This is a genomic window from Glaciimonas sp. PAMC28666, assembly GCF_016917355.1.
GTDB lineage: Bacteria > Pseudomonadota > Gammaproteobacteria > Burkholderiales > Burkholderiaceae_D > Glaciimonas.
Window position 1 is genome coordinate 858,374 of the sequence record NZ_CP070304.1, and the last position, 23,739, is coordinate 882,112.

Annotated in this window: 13 protein-coding genes and 3 pseudogenes; 8 read left to right on the forward strand and 8 right to left on the reverse strand. The window is 51.4% G+C overall.

Features of this window, described 5'->3' with window-relative positions; genetic code table 11:
- The first annotated feature begins 19 nt into the window (after window positions 1-19).
- On the forward strand, window positions 20-2,299 hold the full coding sequence (locus JQN73_RS03800) for an arginine/lysine/ornithine decarboxylase (protein ID WP_205321831.1): 2,280 nt from the start codon (window positions 20-22) through the stop codon (window positions 2,297-2,299).
- Window positions 2,300-2,413: 114 nt separating this feature from the next.
- Here the strand turns inward: JQN73_RS03800 and dcd are convergent, their stop codons facing one another.
- The 3 genes from dcd to JQN73_RS03815 form a co-directional block, all read right to left on the reverse strand.
- Window positions 2,414-2,980: a dCTP deaminase gene (gene dcd / locus JQN73_RS03805; RefSeq protein WP_205321832.1), complete on the reverse strand. Its 567-nt coding sequence runs from the start codon at window positions 2,978-2,980 to the stop codon at window positions 2,414-2,416.
- A 323-nt stretch (window positions 2,981-3,303) separates the two neighbouring features.
- Window positions 3,304-7,482, reverse strand: a complete 4,179-nt coding sequence (gene hrpA / locus JQN73_RS03810) for an ATP-dependent RNA helicase HrpA (protein ID WP_240162418.1) — start codon at window positions 7,480-7,482, stop codon at window positions 3,304-3,306.
- 172 nt (window positions 7,483-7,654) lie between these two features.
- The gene (locus tag JQN73_RS03815) at window positions 7,655-8,710 is read right to left on the reverse strand and encodes an XdhC family protein (RefSeq protein ID WP_205321833.1); all 1,056 of its coding nucleotides are present in this window, start codon (window positions 8,708-8,710) and stop codon (window positions 7,655-7,657) included.
- Between the two features lie 491 nt (window positions 8,711-9,201).
- Here JQN73_RS03815 and argA point away from each other — a divergent pair, with 491 nt between their 5' ends.
- The 3 genes from argA (at window position 9,202) to JQN73_RS03830 (ending at window position 13,939) form a co-directional block, all read left to right on the forward strand.
- Window positions 9,202-10,512, forward strand: a complete 1,311-nt coding sequence (gene argA / locus JQN73_RS03820) for an amino-acid N-acetyltransferase (RefSeq protein ID WP_205321834.1) — start codon at window positions 9,202-9,204, stop codon at window positions 10,510-10,512.
- Between the two features lie 74 nt (window positions 10,513-10,586).
- Entirely contained in the window at window positions 10,587-10,859 is a 273-nt protein-coding gene (locus JQN73_RS03825; RefSeq protein WP_205321835.1) for an oxidative damage protection protein, read from the forward strand.
- Window positions 10,860-11,092: 233 nt separating this feature from the next.
- Window positions 11,093-13,939, forward strand: a complete 2,847-nt coding sequence (locus JQN73_RS03830; RefSeq protein ID WP_205321836.1) for a pitrilysin family protein — start codon at window positions 11,093-11,095, stop codon at window positions 13,937-13,939.
- Window positions 13,940-14,081: 142 nt separating this feature from the next.
- Here the strand turns inward: JQN73_RS03830 and rpiA are convergent, their stop codons facing one another.
- The 5 genes from rpiA to JQN73_RS22735 form a co-directional block, all read right to left on the reverse strand.
- Window positions 14,082-14,753: a ribose-5-phosphate isomerase RpiA gene (rpiA, locus tag JQN73_RS03835; protein ID WP_205323167.1), complete on the reverse strand. Its 672-nt coding sequence runs from the start codon at window positions 14,751-14,753 to the stop codon at window positions 14,082-14,084.
- Between the two features lie 167 nt (window positions 14,754-14,920).
- Entirely contained in the window at window positions 14,921-15,619 is a 699-nt protein-coding gene (gene kdpE / locus JQN73_RS03840) for a two-component system response regulator KdpE (protein WP_205321837.1), read from the reverse strand.
- A gap of 10 nt (window positions 15,620-15,629) precedes the next feature.
- Window positions 15,630-18,446 carry a DUF4118 domain-containing protein gene (locus tag JQN73_RS03845; protein ID WP_205321838.1) on the reverse strand — a complete coding sequence of 939 codons (2,817 nt, stop codon included), beginning with the start codon at window positions 18,444-18,446 and terminating at the stop codon, window positions 15,630-15,632.
- Between the two features lie 406 nt (window positions 18,447-18,852).
- Window positions 18,853-19,020 carry a TorF family putative porin gene (locus tag JQN73_RS22410; protein ID WP_240162419.1) on the reverse strand — a complete coding sequence of 56 codons (168 nt, stop codon included), beginning with the start codon at window positions 19,018-19,020 and terminating at the stop codon, window positions 18,853-18,855.
- 98 nt (window positions 19,021-19,118) lie between these two features.
- Entirely contained in the window at window positions 19,119-19,301 is a 183-nt protein-coding gene (locus JQN73_RS22735; RefSeq protein WP_370551306.1) for a TorF family putative porin, read from the reverse strand.
- 531 nt (window positions 19,302-19,832) lie between these two features.
- Here JQN73_RS22735 and JQN73_RS03855 point away from each other — a divergent pair.
- The 4 genes and pseudogenes from JQN73_RS03855 to JQN73_RS03875 form a co-directional block, all read left to right on the forward strand.
- Window positions 19,833-20,539, forward strand: a pseudogene (locus JQN73_RS03855) (transposase).
- A gap of 329 nt (window positions 20,540-20,868) precedes the next feature.
- Window positions 20,869-21,852, forward strand: coding sequence for an AraC family transcriptional regulator (locus JQN73_RS03860; RefSeq protein ID WP_205321839.1), 984 nt, complete (start codon window positions 20,869-20,871; stop codon window positions 21,850-21,852).
- A gap of 463 nt (window positions 21,853-22,315) precedes the next feature.
- Window positions 22,316-23,399 (forward strand): annotated as a pseudogene (locus JQN73_RS22415) (transposase); the annotation flags it as partial.
- An 18-nt stretch (window positions 23,400-23,417) separates the two neighbouring features.
- Window positions 23,418-23,561, forward strand: a pseudogene (locus JQN73_RS03875) (hypothetical protein); the annotation flags it as partial.
- Between the last annotated feature and the right edge of the window lie 178 nt (window positions 23,562-23,739).

Genomic DNA, 23,739 nt, shown 5'->3' on the forward strand with positions numbered 1-23,739 from the left:
CCCGTCTCTTGGAGACCGCATGAAATTCCGTTTCCCCATCGTCATTATTGACGAAGATTTCCGCTCAGAAAATACCTCCGGTCTCGGTATCCGCGCCCTCGCCGACGCGATGGAAAAAGAAGGAATGGAAGTCCTGGGTGTCACAAGTTATGGTGACCTGTCGCAATTTGCTCAGCAACAATCGCGTGCATCCGCTTTTATTTTATCGATTGACGATGAAGAGTTCGGCGCTGGCTCATTCGAAGAGACTGATCATGCGCTGAAGTCGTTACGCGCCTTTGTCGAAGAAATTCGTTATAAAAATGCCGACATCCCAATTTATCTGTATGGTGAAACGCGCACCTCGCGCCACATACCAAACGACATTCTGCGCGAACTACATGGCTTCATTCACATGTTTGAAGATACCCCGGAATTTGTCGCGCGCCATATTATTCGCGAGGCCAAATCCTATCTGGACGGCCTCTCGCCGCCGTTCTTTCGTGCTTTGGTCCATTACGCGCAAGATGGCTCTTATTCCTGGCACTGTCCTGGCCATTCGGGCGGGGTAGCTTTTCTTAAGTCGCCTATCGGTCAGATGTTCCATCAATTTTTTGGTGAAAACATGCTGCGCGCCGACGTCTGCAATGCCGTTGAAGAGCTCGGCCAGTTGCTCGACCATACCGGCCCCATCGCTGAATCCGAACGAAATGCGGCACGTATCTACAACGCTGACCATTGTTATTTCGTCACAAACGGAACGTCTACCTCGAACAAGATGGTATGGCACTCAACGGTAGCGCCAGGTGATATCGTCGTCGTGGATCGTAACTGTCATAAGTCGATTCTGCATTCGATCATTATGACCGGAGCAATCCCGGTCTTCCTGATGCCAACACGGAATCACCTAGGCATCATCGGCCCGATTCCGCTGGAAGAATTCACCATGGAAAGCATCCGGCAAAAGATCGAAGCAAATCCGTTTGCGCGAGAAGCGTTAAATAAAAAACCCCGGATTCTGACTATTACGCAGTCCACGTACGACGGCGTAATCTACAACGTCGAGACCTTGCAAAACATGCTCGATGGCGAAATCGATACGCTGCATTTTGATGAGGCATGGCTACCGCATGCCACATTTCATGATTTCTACAAAGATATGCACGCGATCGGCAAAGACCGTCCACGCGCCAAGAAATCAATGATCTTCTCAACCCAATCGACCCACAAATTGCTGGCCGGTTTGTCACAGGCGTCGCAAGTTCTGGTGCGTGAGTCAGAAACCGTGCAACTCGATCAGGACGCGTTTAATGAAGCCTATCTGATGCACACTTCCACTTCGCCGCAATACTCCATCATTGCTTCCTGTGATGTTGCAGCAGCAATGATGGAAGCCCCCGGGGGCACAGCGCTGGTGGAAGAAAGCATTCTTGAAGCATTGGATTTCCGCCGTGCCATGAAAAAGATTGACCTGGAATGGGGTGCTGACTGGTGGTTTCAGGTTTGGGGCCCGAATTCGTTCTCTGAGGATGGTATTGGTTCACGTGAAGATTGGGTCATTAAAGCGGAAGATGACTGGCATGGCTTCGGCAATCTGGCGCCAAATTTCAATATGCTGGACCCGATCAAGGCGACCATCGTGACGCCCGGACTGTCGCTCGATGGTCAATTCGGCGATAGCGGCATACCGGCTTCCATCGTCACTAAATATTTGGCCGAACACGGTGTTATAGTCGAAAAATGCGGCCTTTACTCATTTTTCATTATGTTCACGATCGGCATTACCAAAGGCCGTTGGAACACGTTATTGACGGCGTTACAGCAATTTAAGGACGATTACGATAAGAATCAGCCAATTTGGCGTATTTTACCGGAATTCGCTCGTGCCAATAATGGCAGAAATTCGCGTTATGAACGCCTCGGTTTACGCGATTTATGTCAGCAAATTCACGAGACCTACAAGGCCTATGACATCGCACGGTTGACGACTGAAATGTATGTTTCTGCAATGCAACCGGCGATGAAACCTTCCGATGCGTTTGCCAAGATGGCACATCGTGAAATTGATCGCGTGCCAATCGACCAACTGGAAGGCCGCGTCACATCTATCTTGTTAACCCCGTATCCGCCCGGCATTCCTTTGCTCATCCCGGGCGAGCGCTTTAACAAGACGATTGTCGATTACCTGAAATTTGCGCGTAATTTCAACGAGAAGTTTCCTGGATTTGAGACTGATGTGCATGGTTTGGTGAAGCGCGAAGTTAACGGCAAGCGCGACTACTTTGTAGACTGTGTGCGTCTGGACGCCACCAACCAGTAAAATAAAGAAAATTGGTCCAAAAAAAATGGCTATATCGTGTTGATATGGCCATTTTTACGTCAACTCGGACTGCGCGAATGATACGTGCGGGCACCCCCAGCCTAAACCGGAGGATTATGCTTTAGGCAAAGTTACACCCTGTTGCCCCTGATATTTGCCTCCGCGATCCTTGTAAGATGTTTCGCACACTTCATCGCTCTCAAAGAACAGCACTTGCGCGCAACCTTCACCTGCGTAAATTTTTGCCGGCAACGGCGTCGTGTTCGAAAACTCCAATGTGACATAACCTTCCCATTCCGGTTCGAACGGCGTCACATTCACGATGATCCCGCAACGTGCATAGGTCGACTTGCCTAAGCAGATGGTCAGAACGCTGCGTGGGATACGAAAATATTCGATGGTACGCGCCAACGCAAACGAATTTGGCGGGATGATGCAGACGTCTCCGACAAAATCGACGAATGATTTCTCGTCGAAATTCTTCGGATCGACAATGGTCGAGTTGATATTGGTAAAAATTTTGAATTCGTTGGCGCAACGAATATCGTAACCGTACGACGAGGTACCGTAAGAAACGATTTTATGACCGTTTTCCTCCCGCACCTGATTCGGCGAGAATGGCTCGATCATGCCGGTTTCCTGCGCCATACGACGGATCCATTTATCGGATTTGATTGCCATAGTGTTCTCTTCTTTGTAAAAGGTAGTGCAAATTCAGACCAAAATGGCAGGATTTTTGGTTCCATATGCCAATTGGAAGGCAGTAGAAACGCCGTCGACGCGACGTCGCCGGAAGATCCCCAGCATCGCGGAAATAACCCGAGATAACCGAAACTATCGGCGTTTACGAGTAAAACGACTTTGCGACCACACCTGGAATGAGATTAACAACATGAAAAATAAATAGGCTTCTGCAATTTTACGCGATTCAACCTCGCTACCCGTACACAAAATGTCGATGCATCTTCAGCACCACAATCCGGCGGACAAATCACCTAAGACGCTTAACGCTGCATCGTCTCCCATACTTTTTGCAAGCGCTTTACCGATACCGGCATCGGTGTTTTGAGTTCCTGGGCGAATAAAGAAACCCGCAATTCCTCCAACAGCCAGCGAAACTCTTGCATCTTAGGATCGACGCCCTTTCCTTGTCGGTCCTTTTGCGCCCGTTGCCAAGGGGTAGCGACCTGCGCCCATTCAGCTAATGAACGACCGTCGCGACTCGGTTCCGCCCGCAACTTCTCCAGACGTACGCTAACAGCCTTTAAATAACGCGGAAAATGCGCTAAGTTGGTATAGTCGTTTTCCGCAATAAAGCGCTTATTCACCAATCCGGTTATCTGCGACTGAATATCCGCGACTGCCGCCGACTGCGCTTTCACGCCTTGCAGCTTTTTCGGCAATCCGTGATATTCCACCAGTATCAATGCAGTTAGCCGTGCGATTTCGTTACATAGCAAACCCAAGCGGGACTTTCCTTCGTCCTTGCGCTGGTTAAATTGCGCAGCATTGGCTGGTAGCGGTAATTGTAGACAGGCGCGCTCGAGACCTGCAGAAATAATCTGGTCACGCAAATCTTCTTGTGAGCCAAGGGCCATGAACTGCATGCCCATTTGTTGCAAACCGGGGATATTTTTTTCGAGGAATTTTAATTGCTCTTTTAGTTGAAGAGCAAACAAACGACGCAAACCCAGCCGATGAATACGCCCTGCTTCGTTTGGATCGTCGAAAACCTCCAGGTCACAATAAGTCCCCTTATCGACCAGTGCTGGAAAACCGATTAACGTCTGCTTGCCCTGCTGTATTTCCAGCAGCTCTGGCAACTCTCCAAAGGTCCAGCTGGTCAAGTTGCTATAGGCAGCAATTCCTCCGCCTGTGGGCGCGGCGCTTGCCTTGACCTGCGATACTGCCGACGGAAGCTGTCCCGCCGGGGTCGTTCGGCTCGGCTGAAGGGAGTGCGTGGCGGCTATTTCGTTTGAAACTACCCCGGTCTTTTCCGCCAGTTTTTGAAAGCTTTCCCGCGCTAGTCCGCCCAGTTCAGCTTGCAGCGCCGCGAGATTACGGCCCATATCAAGTTGCCTGCCGTGCTCATCGATGACCTTAAAATTCATCTCATGATGGGCCGGCAATGTCTCAACCTTGAAGTCGGAACTGCGCACTGCCACCGTGGTTTCAGTGCGTACATCGGCAATCAATGCATCCAGCAAATTACCATGACCAAATACATTACGCGCTTGTATGCGCTCACAAAATCCAGCCGCATAATCTGGCAGCGGCACGCAATTACGACGGATTTTTTGCGGTAATGATTTCAACAGAAGATGCACTTTTTCCTTCAGCATGCCGGACACCAGCCAATCGCAACGATCAACATACACCTGATTCAAGGCGTAGAGCGGAACGGTCAATGTGACACCGTCGCGCGGCGTACCTGGCTCAAAATGGTACGTCAAGCCCATTTCAATACCGGCGACCCGCATCAACTTTGGAAACAAATCGGTGGTCACGCCAGCTGCTTCGTGGCGCATCAGATCGTCGCGATTCAAGTACAGCAACGTTGGATTTTTATGACTGATGTCTTTGAGCCACTTCTCAAATGTAATGCCGTTGCAGATATCAATCGGAATCAGTTTGTCGTAAAACGCAGCAATCAATTCTTCATCCACCAACACATCCAGCCGCCGCGATTTATGTTCGAGATTTTCGATCTCGCGGATCAGCTTTTGGTTGTGAGCAAAAAACGGTGCACGGGTGTCATATTCGCCGCCCACCAACGCATCACGAATAAAAATTTCGCGCGCTTCATTTGGATTGATCAAGCCGAAATTGATGCGCCGCTGGCTGTACACAACCAACCCATAAAGCGTGGCGCGTTCCGAAGCAGAAACCTGGGCCATGCGCTTTTCCCAACGCGGTTCACCGTATGATTTCTTGAGTAAATGCGCGCCAACTTTTTCCAGCCACTCCGGCTGGATTTGAGAAACGCAACGCGCGTATAACCGCGTGGTATCGACCAGTTCTGAGGCCATCACCCATTTACCGGCTTTTTTCGTCAACGACGATCCCGGCCAAATATGAAATTTGATACCGCGCGCGCCCAGATAATGCGGGTCATCGTCTGCCTTGAAACCAACGTTGCCCAGCAACCCGGTCAGTAACGCGGTATGTAAATTGTCGTAAGTAGTAGGTGCTTCATTGAGACGCCATCCCTGCTCCCTGACGATGGTCAACAATTGCGAGTGGACATCGCGCCATTCACGTAACCGCAATTGAGACAGGAAATTGGCACGGCAATTATCTTGCAACTGCCGATTGGTCTTCTTGTGCGCAATCGCCTCTTCAAACCATTTCCAGATTTTTAAATAACTTTGGAATTCTGATTTCTCATCGGCGAATTTTTTGTGGGCCTGATCGGCCGCGGCTTGCGCATCCATTGGCCGATCACGCGGATCCTGGACTGACACTGCCGCAGCGATAATCAGCATTTCGGTCAGACACACATTGTCGAGCGAGGCCAGTATCATGCGCCCTACCCGAGGATCGAGCGGCAACTTCGCCAGTTCGCGTCCGGTTTTAGTCAACTGATTGTTGTCATCAACCGCACCAAGTTCCTGCAGCAATTGATACCCGTCGGCGATTGCCCGTCCCGGCGGTGGTTCAATAAAGGGGAAGGTTTCGACATCAGTCAGATGTAACGACTTCATCCGCAAAATCACCGATGCCAGCGACGAGCGCATGATCTCAGGCTCAGTGAATTTAGGACGTTGAAGATAGTCGCGCTCTTCATACAGGCGAATACACACGCCCGCCGCAACCCGACCGCAGCGACCAGCACGCTGATTTGCCGCCGATTGAGCAATCGGTTCGATCTGTAACTGCTCAACTTTGTTACGATAGCTATAACGTTTAACCCGCGCCAGCCCGGCATCGACGACGTAACGAATACCGGGTACAGTCAGCGAAGTTTCTGCGACGTTAGTCGCCAAAACGATCCGACGGGCGTTCGAAGTTTTGAATACCCGTTCTTGTTCCTGTGCCGACAAACGCGCAAACAATGGCAAAATTTCGACGTGAGGCGGATGATGTTTGCGTAGCGCTTCGGCAGCATCGCGAATTTCGCGCTCACCCGGCAGAAACACCAGCACATCACCAGATCCGACGCGTGCCAGCTCATCCACAGCATCCACCACCGCATCCATCAAATCGCGTTGATCACGGTCGCGCTGGGCAGCATTCGGTGCTGCGTTGGGAGCCGCGCTTGCACCAGACTTTGCTGCGTTAGCGGCAGGATTTACCCCACTGCGATCCGCGTTATCGACTGGCCGGTAACGCACTTCAACCTCATACAAGCGCCCCGACACTTCGATCACCGGCGCCAGCTTGTCATCATGACCAAAGTGACGGGCAAAACGGTCTGCGTCGATGGTGGCTGACGTAATAATCAATTTCAGATCAGGCCGCTTGGGGAGCAATTGCTTCAGATAACCCAGCAGAAAATCGATGTTCAGACTGCGCTCGTGCGCCTCATCAATAATGATGGTGTCATATTGCCACAGCATCGGATCAGTCTGCGTTTCGGCCAGCAAGATGCCGTCGGTCATCAGTTTGACCCACGCGCCTTTGGTCAACGTATCGTTAAAACGGACTTTAAAGCCGACGTGCTCGCCCAGCGGCGAACCCAATTCCTGCGCGATCCGCTTGGCGGTCGACGATGCGGCAATCCGGCGCGGCTGCGTATGGCCAATCAAGCCATTCAGACCGCGCCCTAATTCAAGACAGATCTTCGGTAACTGCGTGGTTTTGCCGGAACCAGTTTCACCGCATACGATAATCACCTGGTTCGCTTGCAAAGCTTCCGCGATTTCAGCGCGCCTGCCAGAGACCGGCAATTCTTCTGGAAAAACGATCGGTGGCAGCGGATTGCGTTCAGGAGCAGTGCGTGGCCCTGATCCGCGCCCTGAGCGCCCCTCTGATCGACGCCCTTCCGATCGACGCACCTCAGCGGGACCAGCCGTGGGGACAACTCCCTTGAGCGAGGCATTTTCGCCCGGTTCAGATGACGGAGACGGCACCCGCACGCGGGCCGGACGTGCGAAATTTTCCTGACGCGGAGAGGCTTCAGAGCGTGGCGTGCGGCGAAAATCTGCGGGACGCGAGGGTTTATTGGAATCTGATACTGGCATGGGAACAGGATTATACAGAGCGCAGCACCGACATGCAGGACCGCTTTCTTTGAATATCGCTTAAGACAGACCTATATTGATCCCTTTAGGAGCTAAAAAGGTAAACCACGCAGCCAGAAACGATTAATCTTGCGTTTAATTTTTTGCGTTTGATGACAATATCATACCGCTGTTATACCAATTCAGCGCCCGATCCTTCAGCCGCCACTACTCCCAGCCCCACCGCGCAAGTCGACGCCGTCCTTGCCACCACATCGCAATTCCGCAGTGCGACCAACTCCGCGAGTACCGAGACCGCAATTTCGGCAGGCGAACGACTAAAAATCGGCAATCCGATCGGTGCGTGTAACCGGTCTACTTCTGCTTGCGTCACGTCCAACGTCAGCAAACGCTCTTTACGGGCCGTTGTGCTGGCCATCGAACCAATAGCGCCAACATAGAACGCATCGGTTTTCAGTGCCTCCATCAACGCCATGTCATCGACCTTTGGATCATGACTTAACGCGACGATCACCGTCCGCTTATCTGGTGCAAACGCGTGAACCGCGTCGTCGGGCATGCCGTCGAGCCACTCCACCGCAGAGGCCGATGAGATCGCGTACGTGCTACCATTAGCGCTTCCATGAGCCTGCCAATTACGGCGCTGCTCCTCCCGCGGATCATTGAGATAGACGGAAAAATCCAAAGCTGGTGCCATTTGGGCAAGATATTCTGATACCTGACCTGCGCCAATGATCAGCAAGCGCCAGTGCGGACCGAACACGTGAACCAATTCGTCATCACCGAAACGCACCGTGAAGTCGGCGGTTGCCGGTTCAATGACTGCGACGCCGCTCTTTAAATTCAGACGCCGTTGCACTAACCGGCGCGACGCCACCGCCTCAAGCAATGGCTCCAGCGCCGCCGCATTAGCCAACGGTTCGACCACCAGCTCAAGGGTGCCGCCACAAGGTAAACCGAAGCGCCGCACCTGTTCGGCGGTAATCCCATAACGAACGACCTCGATCCGGTCTGGAAACGATGCCGCAAAGCGCGCCATCAGATCGTCCTCGACGCAACCACCCGATACTGATCCGGTAAAGTCGCCATCGGACGTGATCGCAAAGAGCGATCCCAGCGGGCGCGGCGCCGAGCCCCAGTTACGCACTACCGTTACCAACGTAACGCGCTTTCCCTGTCGTAACCAGCCGACTGCACTATTCAACACTTGATAATCAACTGCATTCATTTTTTACTTTCAGTTTATGCAACTTGGTCGGGAGGCGAGAGGTCCGCACTAGCCCGAAAGGATCTTCCGAAATTACCGCCAGCGACGGGGCCACTCAAATCCTGGAAAAAATTATGTATTTCTTTACTACCACATTGCTTTTCATCGAGCTGCTCACCAACGCCATCGGGGACGAAAATCCCGGTTGCGACCAATAGGCATTACGCACCGGGGCGGATTTGCCTGACGACAAATCAAGGTGTTATTAAACAGATAGCATATACAAGAGATCAGTTGTTCACCTGAAAAATAGGATTCCTGGAAATGGACCTCCCAGCCTCTTGCCAAAACCGCCCCCGTCACCACAACTCAGGCGTCGGCTTATACTAAATGCGTCATCTCACCCAAAATCAGCAATCAGCAAGCAATCAGATACAAATGCACACAAATTTAAGCGTTATCAAGAGTCGTCAAGGTATGTCCGATTCCATGGTATGTATATAATGCACACCATGGAAAACACCTCCGAATTCGTCCAATGGCTGCGCTCAGTCGCACCCTACATCCATGCCTTTCGCGGCAAGACCTTTGTGATCGCCTTTCCGGGCGAATTAGTCATGGCGGGTGCCTTGCCCGTACTGGCGCAAGATCTGTCGTTGCTGCATGCATTAGGTATCAAAATCGTGATTGTGCATGGCTCACGACCGCAAGTTGAAGAACAACTGGCGTTACGCAATGTCGAAACGCGCTTTTCGAACGGCTTGCGTATCACCGATAGTGCCGCGCTGGAATGTGCCAAAGAGGCCGCGGGCGAATTACGCCTGGATATCGAAGCCGCATTTAGTCAGGGCTTGCCAAATACACCCATGGCCCATGCAGCGATCCGAATTATTTCCGGTAACTTTGTCACGGCCAGACCTTTGGGCGTGATTGATGGTGCGGATCTGCAATTAACCGGCGTGGTGCGTAAAATTGCTTACGAAACCATTCATCCTATTTTAAGTGCGGGCAATCTGGTGCTGCTCTCGCCGTTGGGGTTTTCGCCGACTGGCGAGGCATTTAATCTGACCATGGAAGATGTCGCAGTCGCCGCGGCCATTTCATTGCGTGCAGAGAAACTCATTTTTATCAGCGAAACACCGTTGATGAAAGATGCTGGCGGCACTGAAATCCGCGAATTATCCTCACATCAGGCGATGGCGGTGCTTGAAAGCGGCTGTTTGCCGTCCGACTCCGCATTTTATCTGCAGCATGCCATCAAATCCTGTAATGCTGGCGTCCCGCGCGCGCACATCGTGCCGTTTGCGACCGATGGATCGGCATTGCTCGAGCTATTTACGCACGATGGCATCGGCACCATGATTACTTACGAAAATCTGGAAAGCCTGCGTGAAGCAACCATTGAGGACGTCGGCGGTATCCTGAAACTGATCGAACCGCTGGAAGCCGACGGCACCCTTGTCAAACGCGGACGCGAACTGATTGAACGAGAAATTCATTATTTCTCAGTCATTGACCATGATGGCGTGCTGTTCGGATGCGCCGCTTTGTATCCCTTCCCGGATGAAAAAATGGGTGAGATGGCGTGTCTCACGGTTAATCCGGAAGTACAAGCGCAAGGCGACGGAGAAAAAATCCTGAAACATATGGAAAGCCGTGCGCGTGCTGCTGGCCTGACCAAATTATTTGTATTGACGACACGTACCTCGCATTGGTTTTTGCGACGTGGCTTTGTGAGTGCAACAGTCGATGACTTGCCAAAAAATCGGCAACATATGTATAACTGGCAACGCAAATCTTTGGTGCTAATAAAACAACTTTAATATCTCTCTCGACCGCCGTGCTCGTAAGAACAACGGGCCGGCATTGATCCCCACATGTAATCAAAAGGAAAATCATGGCACGCACTATCCATTGCATCAAACTCGACAAAGAAGCTGAGGGACTAGATTTTGCACCTTACCCGGGTGAATTGGGCAAGCGAATTTTTGAAAGCGTTTCGAAAGAAGCGTGGGCTGCATGGCTTAAACATCAAACGATGCTGGTGAACGAAAATCGCCTGAACCTGGCCGATGTACGCGCACGTAAATATCTTGCAACCCAAATGGAAAATCACTTCTTTGGTAACGGTGCTGATGCTGCTGTCGGCTACGTTCCACCAGCGGAATAAATCATTTAGCCTTAACCTTCCCTTCCCACGCTACCACACGCCCGGTAAGATTCCCGATCCCGGAAAGTGGTAGCATCAAATGCCGGCATTTATATCGTCCGCTTCGAATGGGTCATCAAGCCGGTGTTTAAGCTATATGGACGTGGATTTAAGCCGTGCATTTTATGTTTCCCGAGAAAATGGAATGCCGTTCTGTCATCCTTCCATCATGCACCTAACTGATCGAAACCGTCATGCAGCTATTCCCACAAACTCGCCATTACACCTCGTCCGCAAAGCTTGCAGCTGGCCGCATCATCCGGCGCATACCTGGCTGGTTCCACCGTGCATCGTCCGGCAAGTTAGTGCTAATAGTGGCGTTGGTATTGGTGCCCTATTCTGCACAGACACAGGCACAGCCGACACCGCCTGGCGCCCCGGATATCTCTCAGTTTTCCAACATCTCCCAAGGCCCCACGGCCGAAGGCATCACCGAATATCGCTTCAGCAATGGCTTCAAGTTGCTGCTGTTACCGGACGCCACCAAGCCGACTGTCACGGTTAACATGACATACCTTGTAGGCTCGCGTCAGGAAAATTATGGCGAAACCGGCATGGCCCATTTGCTGGAACACATGATGTTCAAAGGTACGCCGACGCATCCGGCCATTCCGAAAGATTTCGGCCAACGCGGTATGTCGTTCAACGGCACCACCTCGCTTGACCGCACCAATTATTACGAATTTTCGCAAGCCAGCGATGACAATCTCAAATGGGCAATCGATCTTGAGGCAGATCGGATGCTACATTCGTACGTCGCCAGAAAAGATCTCGACAGTGAAATGACGGTGGTTCGCAATGAATTCGAAAAAGGCGAAAACTCTCCTGTCAGCGTGCTATTCAAACGTATGCAAGGCGTCGCCTTCGACTGGCATAGTTATGGCAAACCAACGATCGGTAACCGCAGCGACGTGGAGAACGTCAAAATAGAAAACCTGCAAGCTTTTTATCGTACGTATTATCAGCCGGACAATGCGGTGTTACTGATTTCGGGAAAATTCGACACTCAAAAAGCGCTGACCTGGGTGAACGAGGCATTTGGAAGATTACCGAAGCCGACCCGTAAATTGCCCGAATTCTGGACCGTCGAACCGACGCAGGACGGCGAGCGCAGCTTTGTCATTCGTCGCGAGGGCGACATACAAATCGTCGCCGTAGCCTATAAAGTCCCTAGCGAGTTGCATCCCGACAGCAACGCAATGTCATTCGCAGCCAGTATTCTGGCCGACACACCGAACGGGCGCCTCTACAAAACCTTGGTTGAAACCGGCAAAGCAACCTCGGTGTTTAGCTATGAAATGACAGGTTACGCGCCAGGACTGATAATGATCGTCGCGATCGTCAAGAAGAATGAACCGATCGAACCGGTACGCGCAGCGTTGATTGAGGGTATCGAAAGCTTCTCAGCAACCCCGCCAACTGCGGAAGAAATGGATCGTATTAAACGCAGCACGGCAAATGGCTATGAAAATCTGATGAACGATCCTCAGCAAATCGGGGTTGCCATGTCGAGTGCCATCGCATTGGGCGACTGGCGTTTGCTGTTCCTCGGAAGAGATCAACTTCAGCAAGTGACGTCCGCGCAGGTTGCCGCGGCGGCTGGGCGTTATTTTAAACGCGATAATCGGACTGTTGGCATTTTTCAGCCGAATGCGCCACCGCAACGTGCCGAAGTGCCTGCGGCACCTGCCCTGGCCGAGCTATTGAAGGAATACAAGCCACAACAAGGGTTGGCAAGTGGCGAAGTGTTCGATCCGTCACAGGCGAACATCGACGCACGTACTCTGCGTCAGACGTTTGGCGACATGAAGTTAGCCATGCTGCCGAAAAAGACCCGTGGCGAAACCGTCTCAGTTCACATCAAATTAAATTGGGGTGAAGAAAAAGCCCTCTTCGACAAGAACGCCATCTCCGATCTGACCGGAGCGATGTTGCGCCGTGGTACTACCACATTGAATCGACAACAATTGGCCGACGCTTTTTCCAAACTAAAGGTCAGCGGCAGCATCTATCAATTTGAAACTACGCGGAGTGACCTTCCAGCTGCGCTGGCGTTGGTGGCCGATGTATTCCAGCATCCCCGTTTTGATCCTCTTGAACTGGAACGCCTGCGCAAGGAAGTGCTGGTAGGGCTGGAGTCCTCACGCAATAATCCCGATAGCCGGGCAGCGGAAGCGATGTCCTTGCATTTTAATTTGTATCCCGAAGGCGACTGGCTGTCGGCACAAACTATTGACCAGAAAATCGCGAGCGTCAAAGCGGTAACGCTGGACCAGATTATCGCTTTTCATAAGGAATTTTATGGTGCTTCGCACAGTGAGATCGCGGTCGTCGGAGATTTCGATCCGAGCGTCATTTCCCAAGCGGTTCAAGCCGACTTCGGCTCCTGGAAAAGTGCGTCGCCCTATCAACGTGTCATCCGAAAAAACTTCGATGTCGTCCCTCTCGCAGAAGTCATCAACACGCCGGATAAAGAAAACGGCGTTTATATTGCCCGCATGAATCTGGATATGAACGATAGTGATGCCGATTATCCCGCCCTGTTGGTGGCAAACTACCTGTTTGGAGGCGGCAGTCTGAAATCGCGCCTGGCTGATCGCATCCGCCAACAAGACGGGCTGTCGTATACCGTCGGATCGGCATTGGGGATCAGCGCCATCAGCCGCGCCGCCAGCTTTAGCATACAAGCCATCGCAGCGCCCCAAAATCTCTCCCGGGTCAATCTGGGCGTGCGTGAAGAATTAGCGCGAGTGCGTAAGGATGGGTTTACCGCGGACGAACTGGCACGCGCCAAATCCGGCATTTTGCAAGAAAACATCCAGGCTCGAGCGCAGGACAGTGCAGTCGGTTCCGGATGGGTGAGATTAATGGATCTTGACCGAACCTACGCCTGGAGTAAATTGCTTGAAGATAAAATCAGCGCCTTGACGCTCGACCAGATCAACACAGCGTTTCGAGAGCGGATCGATCCCGCAAAACTAAGTATCATCATGGCACGCGATGAGACCAAGATTAATAATCCCGATGTAAGAGCACGTTAATCACCATCTAACCGCGAAGCTTTGCTCATCTTAATACTAAAAAATCCTGCCCCTTTACCGGTGGCAGGATTTTTTTGGTCGGGTTCACTGCACCAGCCACATAGCAACTTACAAGATTTAACTTACGCGATTTATTAAGATATTAAAAAGATAATGTCTTCACGCCGTCCGGGGTTCCCAGCAAGCACACGTTCGCGCCTTGCTGCGCAAACAGACCGACCGAGACCACGCCGGTGATCTGGTTGATGTGAGCTTCCATCGCAATTGGGTCGACAATCTTTAGCCCGTGCATGTCGATGATGACACAGCCGTTATCGGTAATCAGAGGAATGCCGTCCTTGAAGCGCAAGCGCGGTTCGCCGCCGAGCTTTGCCAACTTGCGCGCTACCACTGCCTGGGCCATGGGAATGACTTCCACCGGCAGCGGAAATTTGCCTAATACATTGACCAGTTTTGATCCGTCGGCGATACAAATGAATTTTTCCGCGACCGAGGCCACGATTTTTTCACGCGTCAGCGCCGCGCCGCCGCCCTTGATCATCGCACCTTGCGCGTTGACTTCGTCTGCACCGTCGATATATACCGGCATCGATAAGACCTGATTCAGATCAAATACTTCGATGTCGTGGCTGCGTAAGCGCGCAGCGGTCGCTTCAGACGAGGCAACTGCGCCCTTGATCAGATGTTTGATCTTGGCTAGTTCATCAATGAAAAAATTGGCAGTGGAGCCGGTGCCGACGCCAACAATGTCGCGCTCCACAACGTATTTAATTGCTTCGCGAGCAACAGCTTGCTTCATTTCGTCTTGCGTCATAGCGGCCATGGCGATCTTCTTAGTAAGGAATTAAAAACGCTATTTTAACCAATCGCGCCATGCACCGGTCAACTGCATCCAAGCCAGTGACGTGGCTGCGGCGGTTGCCCTGACCAAACTTTCCGCAAACCTATTTGGATGACCGCGATATCCACACTTTACCGCGTCTATGCAGACAACATGATCCGATAGCCGACCGCAGTTTCAGTGAGCAAATATTTGGGCTGGGCTGGATCGTCCTCCAGCTTTTGGCGCAAATGGCCCATGTAAATCCGCAAATAATGACCACTTTCGGAATGAGATGGCCCCCACACCTCCCGCAATAACTGCGGGTTGGTCACCACCCGACCGGCGTTCGCCACCAGCACTGTTAGCAAACGGTACTCAGTAGGCGTCAGATGCACTTGTTGCTGTGCTTTGGTGACTAAGCGCGCTCTCAGGTCGAGCGTCACGTCACCAAACCGGATTAATCCATCCGCATCACCCAAAGGCTGATGCTGACGGCGCAATGTTGCCCGCACGCGCGCCAGCAATTCACCCACCCCAAATGGTTTGCTCAGGTAGTCATCCGCACCGGCATCCAGCGCCTTGATTTTGTCGATTTCGCTGACACGCGCCGATAATACGATGATCGGCACTTTCGACCATTTTCTGACATCCAGAATGAAATCAATACCGTCACCATCCGGCAAGCCAAGATCGAGAATAATCAGATTCGGCTTGCGCGTACCTGTATCGATCAGTCCTCTATGCAAAGTGTCAGCCTCGTGAATTTGCCAGCCCTCGTCCTCTAGCGCGGCACGCACGAAACGTCGAATCTGCGGCTCGTCTTCGACCAAAATCGCTATGGGTTGTGGCTGGCTCATGATGGCACCTTCATAAAGATGGTTCGACCGGACTGTAATCGCTTTCTTCCACATCCGGCATACTCGGTGGGGTTCCCAGCGGAAGAGTGAAGGTGAATTCAGCGCCGCCTTCGACGCCGCTACGTGCACCAATAGACCCGCTATGGGCCTCGACTATCGCACGGCAAATAGCAAGTCCCAAGCCGACCCCGGACTTCGCCGATTCGCGCTCCCCACGTGTAAACTTGTCAAATATGGCCTCTTCCATGCCAACCGGCAGCCCCGGTCCATGGTCCGAAACCGTGACCGACATGAAGCGTCCGGTGACCTCTGCGGATAAAACAATAATAGATTGCAGCGGTGAATATTTGGCTGCATTTTCTAATAAATTGCACAATACGCGTTCAATCAGGACTGCATCAAAACGGACTAACGGAAGACTGTGCGCAACCCTGATCTCCGCCCGATGTGCGGCCAATGCAGAAGTACTGGCACGCAGCGCGCTGCCCACGACTTCTTCGAAAGGCTGCCATTGCAGGTTAAGTTTTACTTCACCACTTTGTATCCGTGCCATGTCGAGCAAATTGGTCACCAACGCGCTCATGCGCAAGGTCTCATCGTGAAGCGCGGTGGCGAGGCCTTGCTGCGCGCTTTGCAACGGTGGTTTGGAAAGGACCAGCGACTCCGATAAGCCGATCAATGCTGTCAACGGCGTACGCAAGTCATGCGATAACGCTGCCAGCAATGAGTTACGCAATCGTTCCGATTCCATTTTGATTAATGCATCCTGCGCGACCTCAATGTAATGCACCCGCTCCAAAGCAATCGCGGTCAGCGCGCCAAAGGTGTAGAGTTGTTGCTGCTGCTCCGGGATTAGCAGCCAACGGCGGCTGTGTGGGAGGATCGCTAATACACCGCGGGTGCGCATGGGCGCTACCAACGGCAAATAAAGACAGTTACTGGCTGGCAACGTGTCGGTGCCGATACCGGCGTTCTTTGCATTGTCAAAGGCCCATTGAGCGATGCCGATATCCAGCGACTGATGGACTGAATCATGGTCGTTCTGATCGGTTTTATTCCCGTCTTGTGACGCTGCCACTTGCAGGCGTCCTTCCAGATCGGGCACTAGCAGAAGCGTCTGCGCGTTGAAGGTGCGTTGCAAAAATTTTCGACTGGTCTCGAAAATCTGCTCAGTTTGCAATGCGCCCGATAATTCGCGAGAGAATTCAAACAGCGCCCTTGAGCGCGCCTCACGGTAGGACGCCACGCGCGCCTGATAGCGCAAGCCAGTGGTTAAGTGGGTAATAATCAAACCGACTGCGAGCATGACCGCAAAGGTCATCAAATACTGAAAATCACTTACCGCAAACGAAAACTGAGGTGGCACAAAAAAGAAATCGAATGTTGCGATACTCAACAACGCCACCGTGATTGCGGGCCCGCGCCCAAAGCGCACCGCAATGAGTACCTCAGCTAACAAATACAGCATGACAATGTTAGCCAGATCGAAATACGGCAATATCGGGGTCGCCAGCAAGGTGACCAATATCGTGGCCCCAACCGCCCATATATATCCCCGTCTGGGAGATTTTTCAAACAGCCGCTTCGGTTTTAGCGCCGATCGGGAATGCGCGGCGCTATTTGAAGGTGCGCTTTTACTGACGGCGCGGATCGATGGCTGCCCCACCTCAATCAGATCAATATCCTTGGCCTGCGCTGCGATTCTGGCAGCAAAATTGCTTTGCAAAGGCCACAACGCACGCCACCGCCATTGACCGAAATATTGGCTACGGCCGACGATGATTTTTGAAATGTTGTGACTACGCGCAAAATCGGTGATCACCTGCGTGACATCGTTGCCTGCCAGCACGGCGGTGGTTGCGCCCAGGTTTTGGGCCAGCTTAAGCGTTTCCAGTATTGCTTCCCGTCGTGCTGACGACAAGCGCTGCAAGCGCGGCGTCTCAACGTAAACTGCGCGCCATTCGGTGTTAAGTTGGGTTGCGAGTCGGGCGGTGCTGCGGATCACATGTTCGGCGTTGATGCTCGGTCCGACGCAGGCGAGCAAAGCCGCATCCGTCTGCCAGACCGTTCCTATCGACTTTTCTATACGGTAAGCCTGCACATCGCCCTGTAGACGATCGGCGGTGCGGCGTAAGGCCAACTCGCGCAAAGCAATCAAATTGCCCTTGCGAAAAAAATTGCGTGACGCGCGTTCGGCCTGCGGTAATTGGTAGACTTTGCCGAGTCGCAAGCGCGCCAGCAATTCATCGGCCGGGATATCAACCTGTACCACTTCGTCGGCAGCGTCGAATACGGTGTCGGGTAACGTTTCTGCGACCCGGATACCGGTGATGCCGCCGACGACATCGTTTAAGCTTTCCAGATGTTGCACGTTGAGTGTGGTGAAGACGTCAATCCCGGCACTCAATAATTCTTCGACGTCTTGCCAACGTTTGGGGTGCCGGGAACCAGGCGCGTTAGAGTGGGCCAGTTCATCAACTAATATCAACGATGGCTTGCGCGCCAAGGCGCCATCCAGATCAAATTCGGGCAACTGCTTATCGCGGTAGGTGACCTGCTTTAGAGGCAGGGCTTCCAGTCCTGCCAACTGTGCGGCAGTATCGATTCGCCCGTGCGTTTCGATAACGCCAGCCAATACTTCGCGCCCTTCGACGTGAAGTTTATGGGCGGCGATGAGCATTGCGTAAGTTTTGCCCACGCCAGCCGAGGCACCGAAATAAATCCGTAGCTTTCCGCGCGCTGCCTGATCTTGCGCGGATTGTATGCGCGCCAGCAGCGCATCCGGATCAGGCCGTTGATCGTTATTATTCGGATAGTTGGGAGGCATAATTGGCAGGCATACTGGAAGGCAAAAGTAATGGAAGTAAATCAACGAAAAAATCAACACCCAGTTAACCGAAAACGATAAGTCAACGACGGGTTCACAACGCATCATCGATAACACGGAGATGCGTTGGCAGCCGTCAAATGAAATCAGCGCCCCCCAATTGTAGGGGTATTTGTCCATCAATTGCATAGCAATTAAAAGGTTTTGATAGCAGACAGCAATAGCGCGGTCTTTCCAAGGTCCTTACGATCAGGGCCTGGACCGCTATAATTTTTTGTATCGGTGCCGATCAGAGCCACACTTCGCGACAAAAATCCGAAGTCTTTGGTGACTCGAATCTTCCAGTCGCTATAGCTTGAGGCCGAATCATTTTTTACCGTTGATGACCAACATGAAGATTAACGGCTTAGCCATTAGTAACGTCAATATTGGCCCCCAAATCGACATAACCGCTATTTTTGCTGTTCGCAAACCCGAATAGGTTAGTCACTGCCTGAAAATATTTGAGGTACGCAGGACCATAACCGATCTGACGTGTCCGCGTTCGCATGCGGGTCATTGGATGGATAGACATAAGTCAATACCCCAAGATCGTAGCTCCAGTTTTCCGTGATATTCCCTTTCTTACCGGCGTACATGTCCCACTCGACATTTCCGTTACCACCGGTGCCCTCAATTCATTTTAGCGTAGATAAAAATGTTCCGATATATAAACCGGTTGGGGTGTTGGCGTAATGCACCACCTTGCACTATCGGCTCCACGCGTGTCTGCGAAATACTACGAAAGCGATAATTGGACACTACTCCAACGTTATAACTTACAACGTCATTTGGCGCCGCGACTGTTACTGGCACCGCAACTGTTACCGGCGTCTCTCCCGCGTAAGCAGCGAGGCGCTTGAGACAATGAGGATTACAACTGCGAGGGCAACTTTACGCATGAATTGATCTATAACGATTTGCGATGAAGCCCAGCGCTTCGATGAAAACGAATACGGCTGGTTATGCGATACGGCGCGCAGATCCACACGAAGGAGCGGTTGCTGACGGTGGAATGGGATCTCTTCGTATGGAGTAAAAAATGTGCCTGCGCTCGAAGAACTTCTTGTTAAAAATCTTCGCGAGATACTCACCCTGCGTTAGCAAATCGCGTATTCGATAGTTGTGGAATATTCGCTACCGCGATGAAGCGGCATTCGATGCATCTTTCACGGTAGCAGTAACGCAGAGTCCGCAGAGTCCGCAGTGACCGGCATAGCTCACGACGAGTCAGATGCATTACTCGCGCGCTATTTATGAGTGCGGGGTTTTAATGCAGTTATAAAATTCGCCCCATGTCTAAAAGTGGAAGAATGAAATCTTCACAGGCAAATCGGGGGATCCTTTATGAGTTTTACTAAAACCGTGGTCGGCATGGATATAGCCAAACAGGTATTTCAAGTGCATTCGGTTTGATACGAGGACTGGTGAAGTATCCAGTAAGCAACTCAGGCGAGCTAAGTTTTGGAGCACTTTGCGAACAGGCTTCCTTGCCTGATTGGTATGGAGGCGTGCGGGAGGGCGCAGCATTGGACCCGGCGTTTGCTGGCGAGGGGACACGAGGTCAAACTGATGCCGGGCGAGGCCATCAAGGCCTTTGCCAGCGGTAACAAAAATGACGTTGCCGATGCGCTGGCGATCTGCCTTGCAGTACAGCAACCCCGCGTGCGCGCAGTCGAAGTCAAGACCGAAGCGCAGCAAGCGATACTGGCATTACACCGGATGCGACGGCAACTGGTGAAGTTTCGCACCATGCAAAGGAATGGCTTGCTGACGAAATATGGTGAAGTCATTGCCGTCGGACATGCGGCGCTAAAATTACTGGGCATCAGTAAGCGTGGTAATACGTATTTGCATACATTACTAATCCAGGGGCCGCAGCGTGCGCTATGCCACGCCAAAGAGCCCGCGCATGGGTTGAGCAATTACAGAAACAACGACCACCAAACGTAGTCACAGTGACGCTTGCCAACAAGATAGACCCGACAATAGGGACCGTGCCGGCACATGACGGGCGATATCAGGAGGATTACATGAGCGCTAAACCTGCATGAGAACTTACGAAACCTGATGAGCTTCCCTAGCGTAAAAGTTCGCCAAGGGAATGAAGTGTAAATCTGCGAATTTCATCGGGCCCAGCAGCGCATCAGATTTCCACAAGGCCGGATAGAGAAATGAAGCCAGATCGGTCCGTCACAATGTAAGAAAACTTTTGCAAATGGGAGGCGACCATATAGAAGCTCAAACAAGAGCTTTGTGATTATCTGTGAGTGTTTACTAATACGAATATCAGGTCGCAAATTTGATGTTGTTTATGCTCATTTTTCATACTATGTTCAATTTTTGGATGCTAACGTACAGGAAGAAAAATCAAGGTACAAAAATGTTTAATGCTTCAAACTTAGAAAGCAATTTTATTTCTGAAAAAAGAAATTTTGAAAATTGGGTTGATACTATTCACAAACTAGTGAATCCGGTCGATTTAGATAGCCACGATCGTGAAAAATTTAACGGGTATTTGACTACCCATTCATTGGGAGATGCGACCTATGTCCTTTCCTCTGGAGGTAGCGCTATCATGGCCCAAAGAAATACGTCCCATATTGCAGAAGCGAAAAGTCACTTCTTTAACCTTATCGTTCGGCGCAGTGGCCATGGTAGGATCGTCCACGGAGGACGCGAGATAAATCACAGTCGTGGTGAATTCGTATTGATTGATACAAAACAAGAGCTAGTCAACGAAATGGACGATGTCAATTTCTCTTTCGTATCCATCCCTGATGGATTAATTAGGGCCTGGATTCCAAATCCCGAGGATTGTGTCGCTAGAGTATTATCGGGAGATAAGGGCTGGGCAGCCGTTTTATTGGACTACTTCAGTACCTTAGAACTTGATGTCGTTATAGAAATGACTGAAACGCAACATATGCAAATGCTGGAACACATTTTATCGCTGTATTCCTTTGCACTAAAAGAAGTTGGCATCCTTCCTCAAATAGACCCGTTTATAGCTGCATATAAAAAAACAGAGTTGTATGGCGTGATGTACGACTGGATGACTGAACATTATATGGATTCGGAACTGTCAGCCGGATATATGGCCAGTAAATTTCATATCTCGATACGAGAAGTCCATCGTCAATTTTCATTGTCTTCGAACGGTTCGACGTTTCTAGGATCGTTGCATACAATGAGAATGAGAGCCGCTATTCGCATGTTGAGAGATAAGAACTTTGCTACGCTGTCTATGTCCGAGATAGGTGGAAGATCGGGTTTTAATGAATCTGCATACTTTGGTAAAGTATTTCGAAAAAATATGGGATGTAGTCCAGGAGCCTATGCAAAAATTCACCAAAAAAAAAAATGATATGGTACCGAATTAGAGGCTGTTCGTGATTTTTTGTAAACGGAATTTCGTCAAACCCGGCCTCATCCGTTCTTCAAACTGGATTTAGAAATTATGCCCATAAAGTAGGCAAAGCCCGGCTCCACTTGAAGGCGTCGTCGACGCCTGCCATGCTTGCCATTGTTCTGGAACGGTTGCTCGCATGATTGGCCTGCCAGCAGGGACACGGATCTGGATGGCAGCGGGTGTGACCGATATGCGCCGTGGTTTTAATGGCCGTAAGCGTCCTTCCAGTACCCTCTACCGCTAACCGCCAAATATCCGAATGATTGAATGGGAAGGCGCAAATTAATTGTGCCCACTAATTCAATTATGGACACAAATATTGGAACGGTTTCGCGGGCAAAGCGTGGCACTTATCGCCAGAACTCAACGGAATTTAAACGCAGGGTCCCCGCAGAATCTCTGGTGTCGGGGGCTTCGAGCAGCAGCGCTGATTATTCTGCGAAAAAAACCCAGGCTATTTGGGGGGCCAGAGGACGACTGATCAGTACCCAGATCGCCAGATGGTAATGGCATTAATTGAAGAAGCCGTTGGTAGCGGTTGTCGACGTGAAGTGGCTTGCTTAACCCTTGAGCTCAGCCTGCGCACTTATCAGCGCTGGACGCAAGAAGGCGGCAATGCCAAAACTGGCGGACGTAAAGGTAGCCATCATAAGGCGCCGCCCAATAAGCTCAGTGAGGATGAGCGGCAGCAGATTCTTCTGGTCGCTAACAGCGCTGAATTTGCCAGCAGCCCGCCAAGCCAGATCGTGCCAACGCTGGTAAACCGAGGTGAATATTTGGCGTCAGAATCCACCATCTACCGGCTATTGAAAGCGCAGGAGCAACAGCGTCCGCGGGGACCGAGCATCAGAGTCGTGATAAGTGACTATGCCACGGAAGCTGACCGTCTGTAGGCCTGGGATATCACCTGGCTACCGACAAGTGTGAAGGGCCTGTATTTTTACTAGTACATGGTGCTCGACATTTGCAGTCGTAAGATTGTCGGCCATGAAGTCCATGTGGCCGAATCGGCTGAACTGGCATCACTGCTGCTCAGTAAGGCCAGGCTAGCTGAAGGGCTGGCCGGACTCGAAGTCGTGCTGCATTCGAACAATGGCAGTGCAATCAAGGGCGCAACGATGCTGGCAACATTGGAAAAACTGGCATCATGCCGTCGTTCAGCAGACCTCGAGTGAGTAATAACAATGCCTTTGCCGAATCGTTGTTTCGGACATGCAAGTATCGACCAAACTATCCAGAAAGCCGTTCGATAATGTCGTTCAAGCACGGGATTAGACATTGAAATTTGTGCAGTGGTATAACCATCAGCACAAGCACAGCGGCCTGAAATTCGTCACACCCGCTCAGAACGATTCAAAGGCACCGTGAGCAGGTCTATGGAGCGGCAAAACAGCGGAACCCGGAGGCGTTGGTCAGGAGCTACTCGGAACTAGGCATTGAAGAACGAGGTTTGGCTAAATCCGGAACGAAGTCAGCCAGAAGCACTAAAGAAAGCGGCATGACTTGACGCGACATCATTCTTGACATCTACCGGTATCGAAATCGAACACTTGAGGCTTCTCATCGCCAAACTTAAGCGCATGCAGTTCGGTCGCAAATCCGGGAAGCTCAATCACCAGATCGAGAAACTCAAACTGCGGCTGGAATATTTGAAGGCCATGGAAGAACTTCCGACCAAATCCTAAGCAAACGGATAACTTCGTAATGCTGGTTGCCGCTTATTTGTTAACTGCATCGCCTTTGTGTCGATTCCGTTGAGGTCAGGGCCTTTGTAAATCGCGATCAACTCCGAGCACTGGGGTGAATGGATCGCTTATCTTAATCTGGCCGGCGCAACGGTAT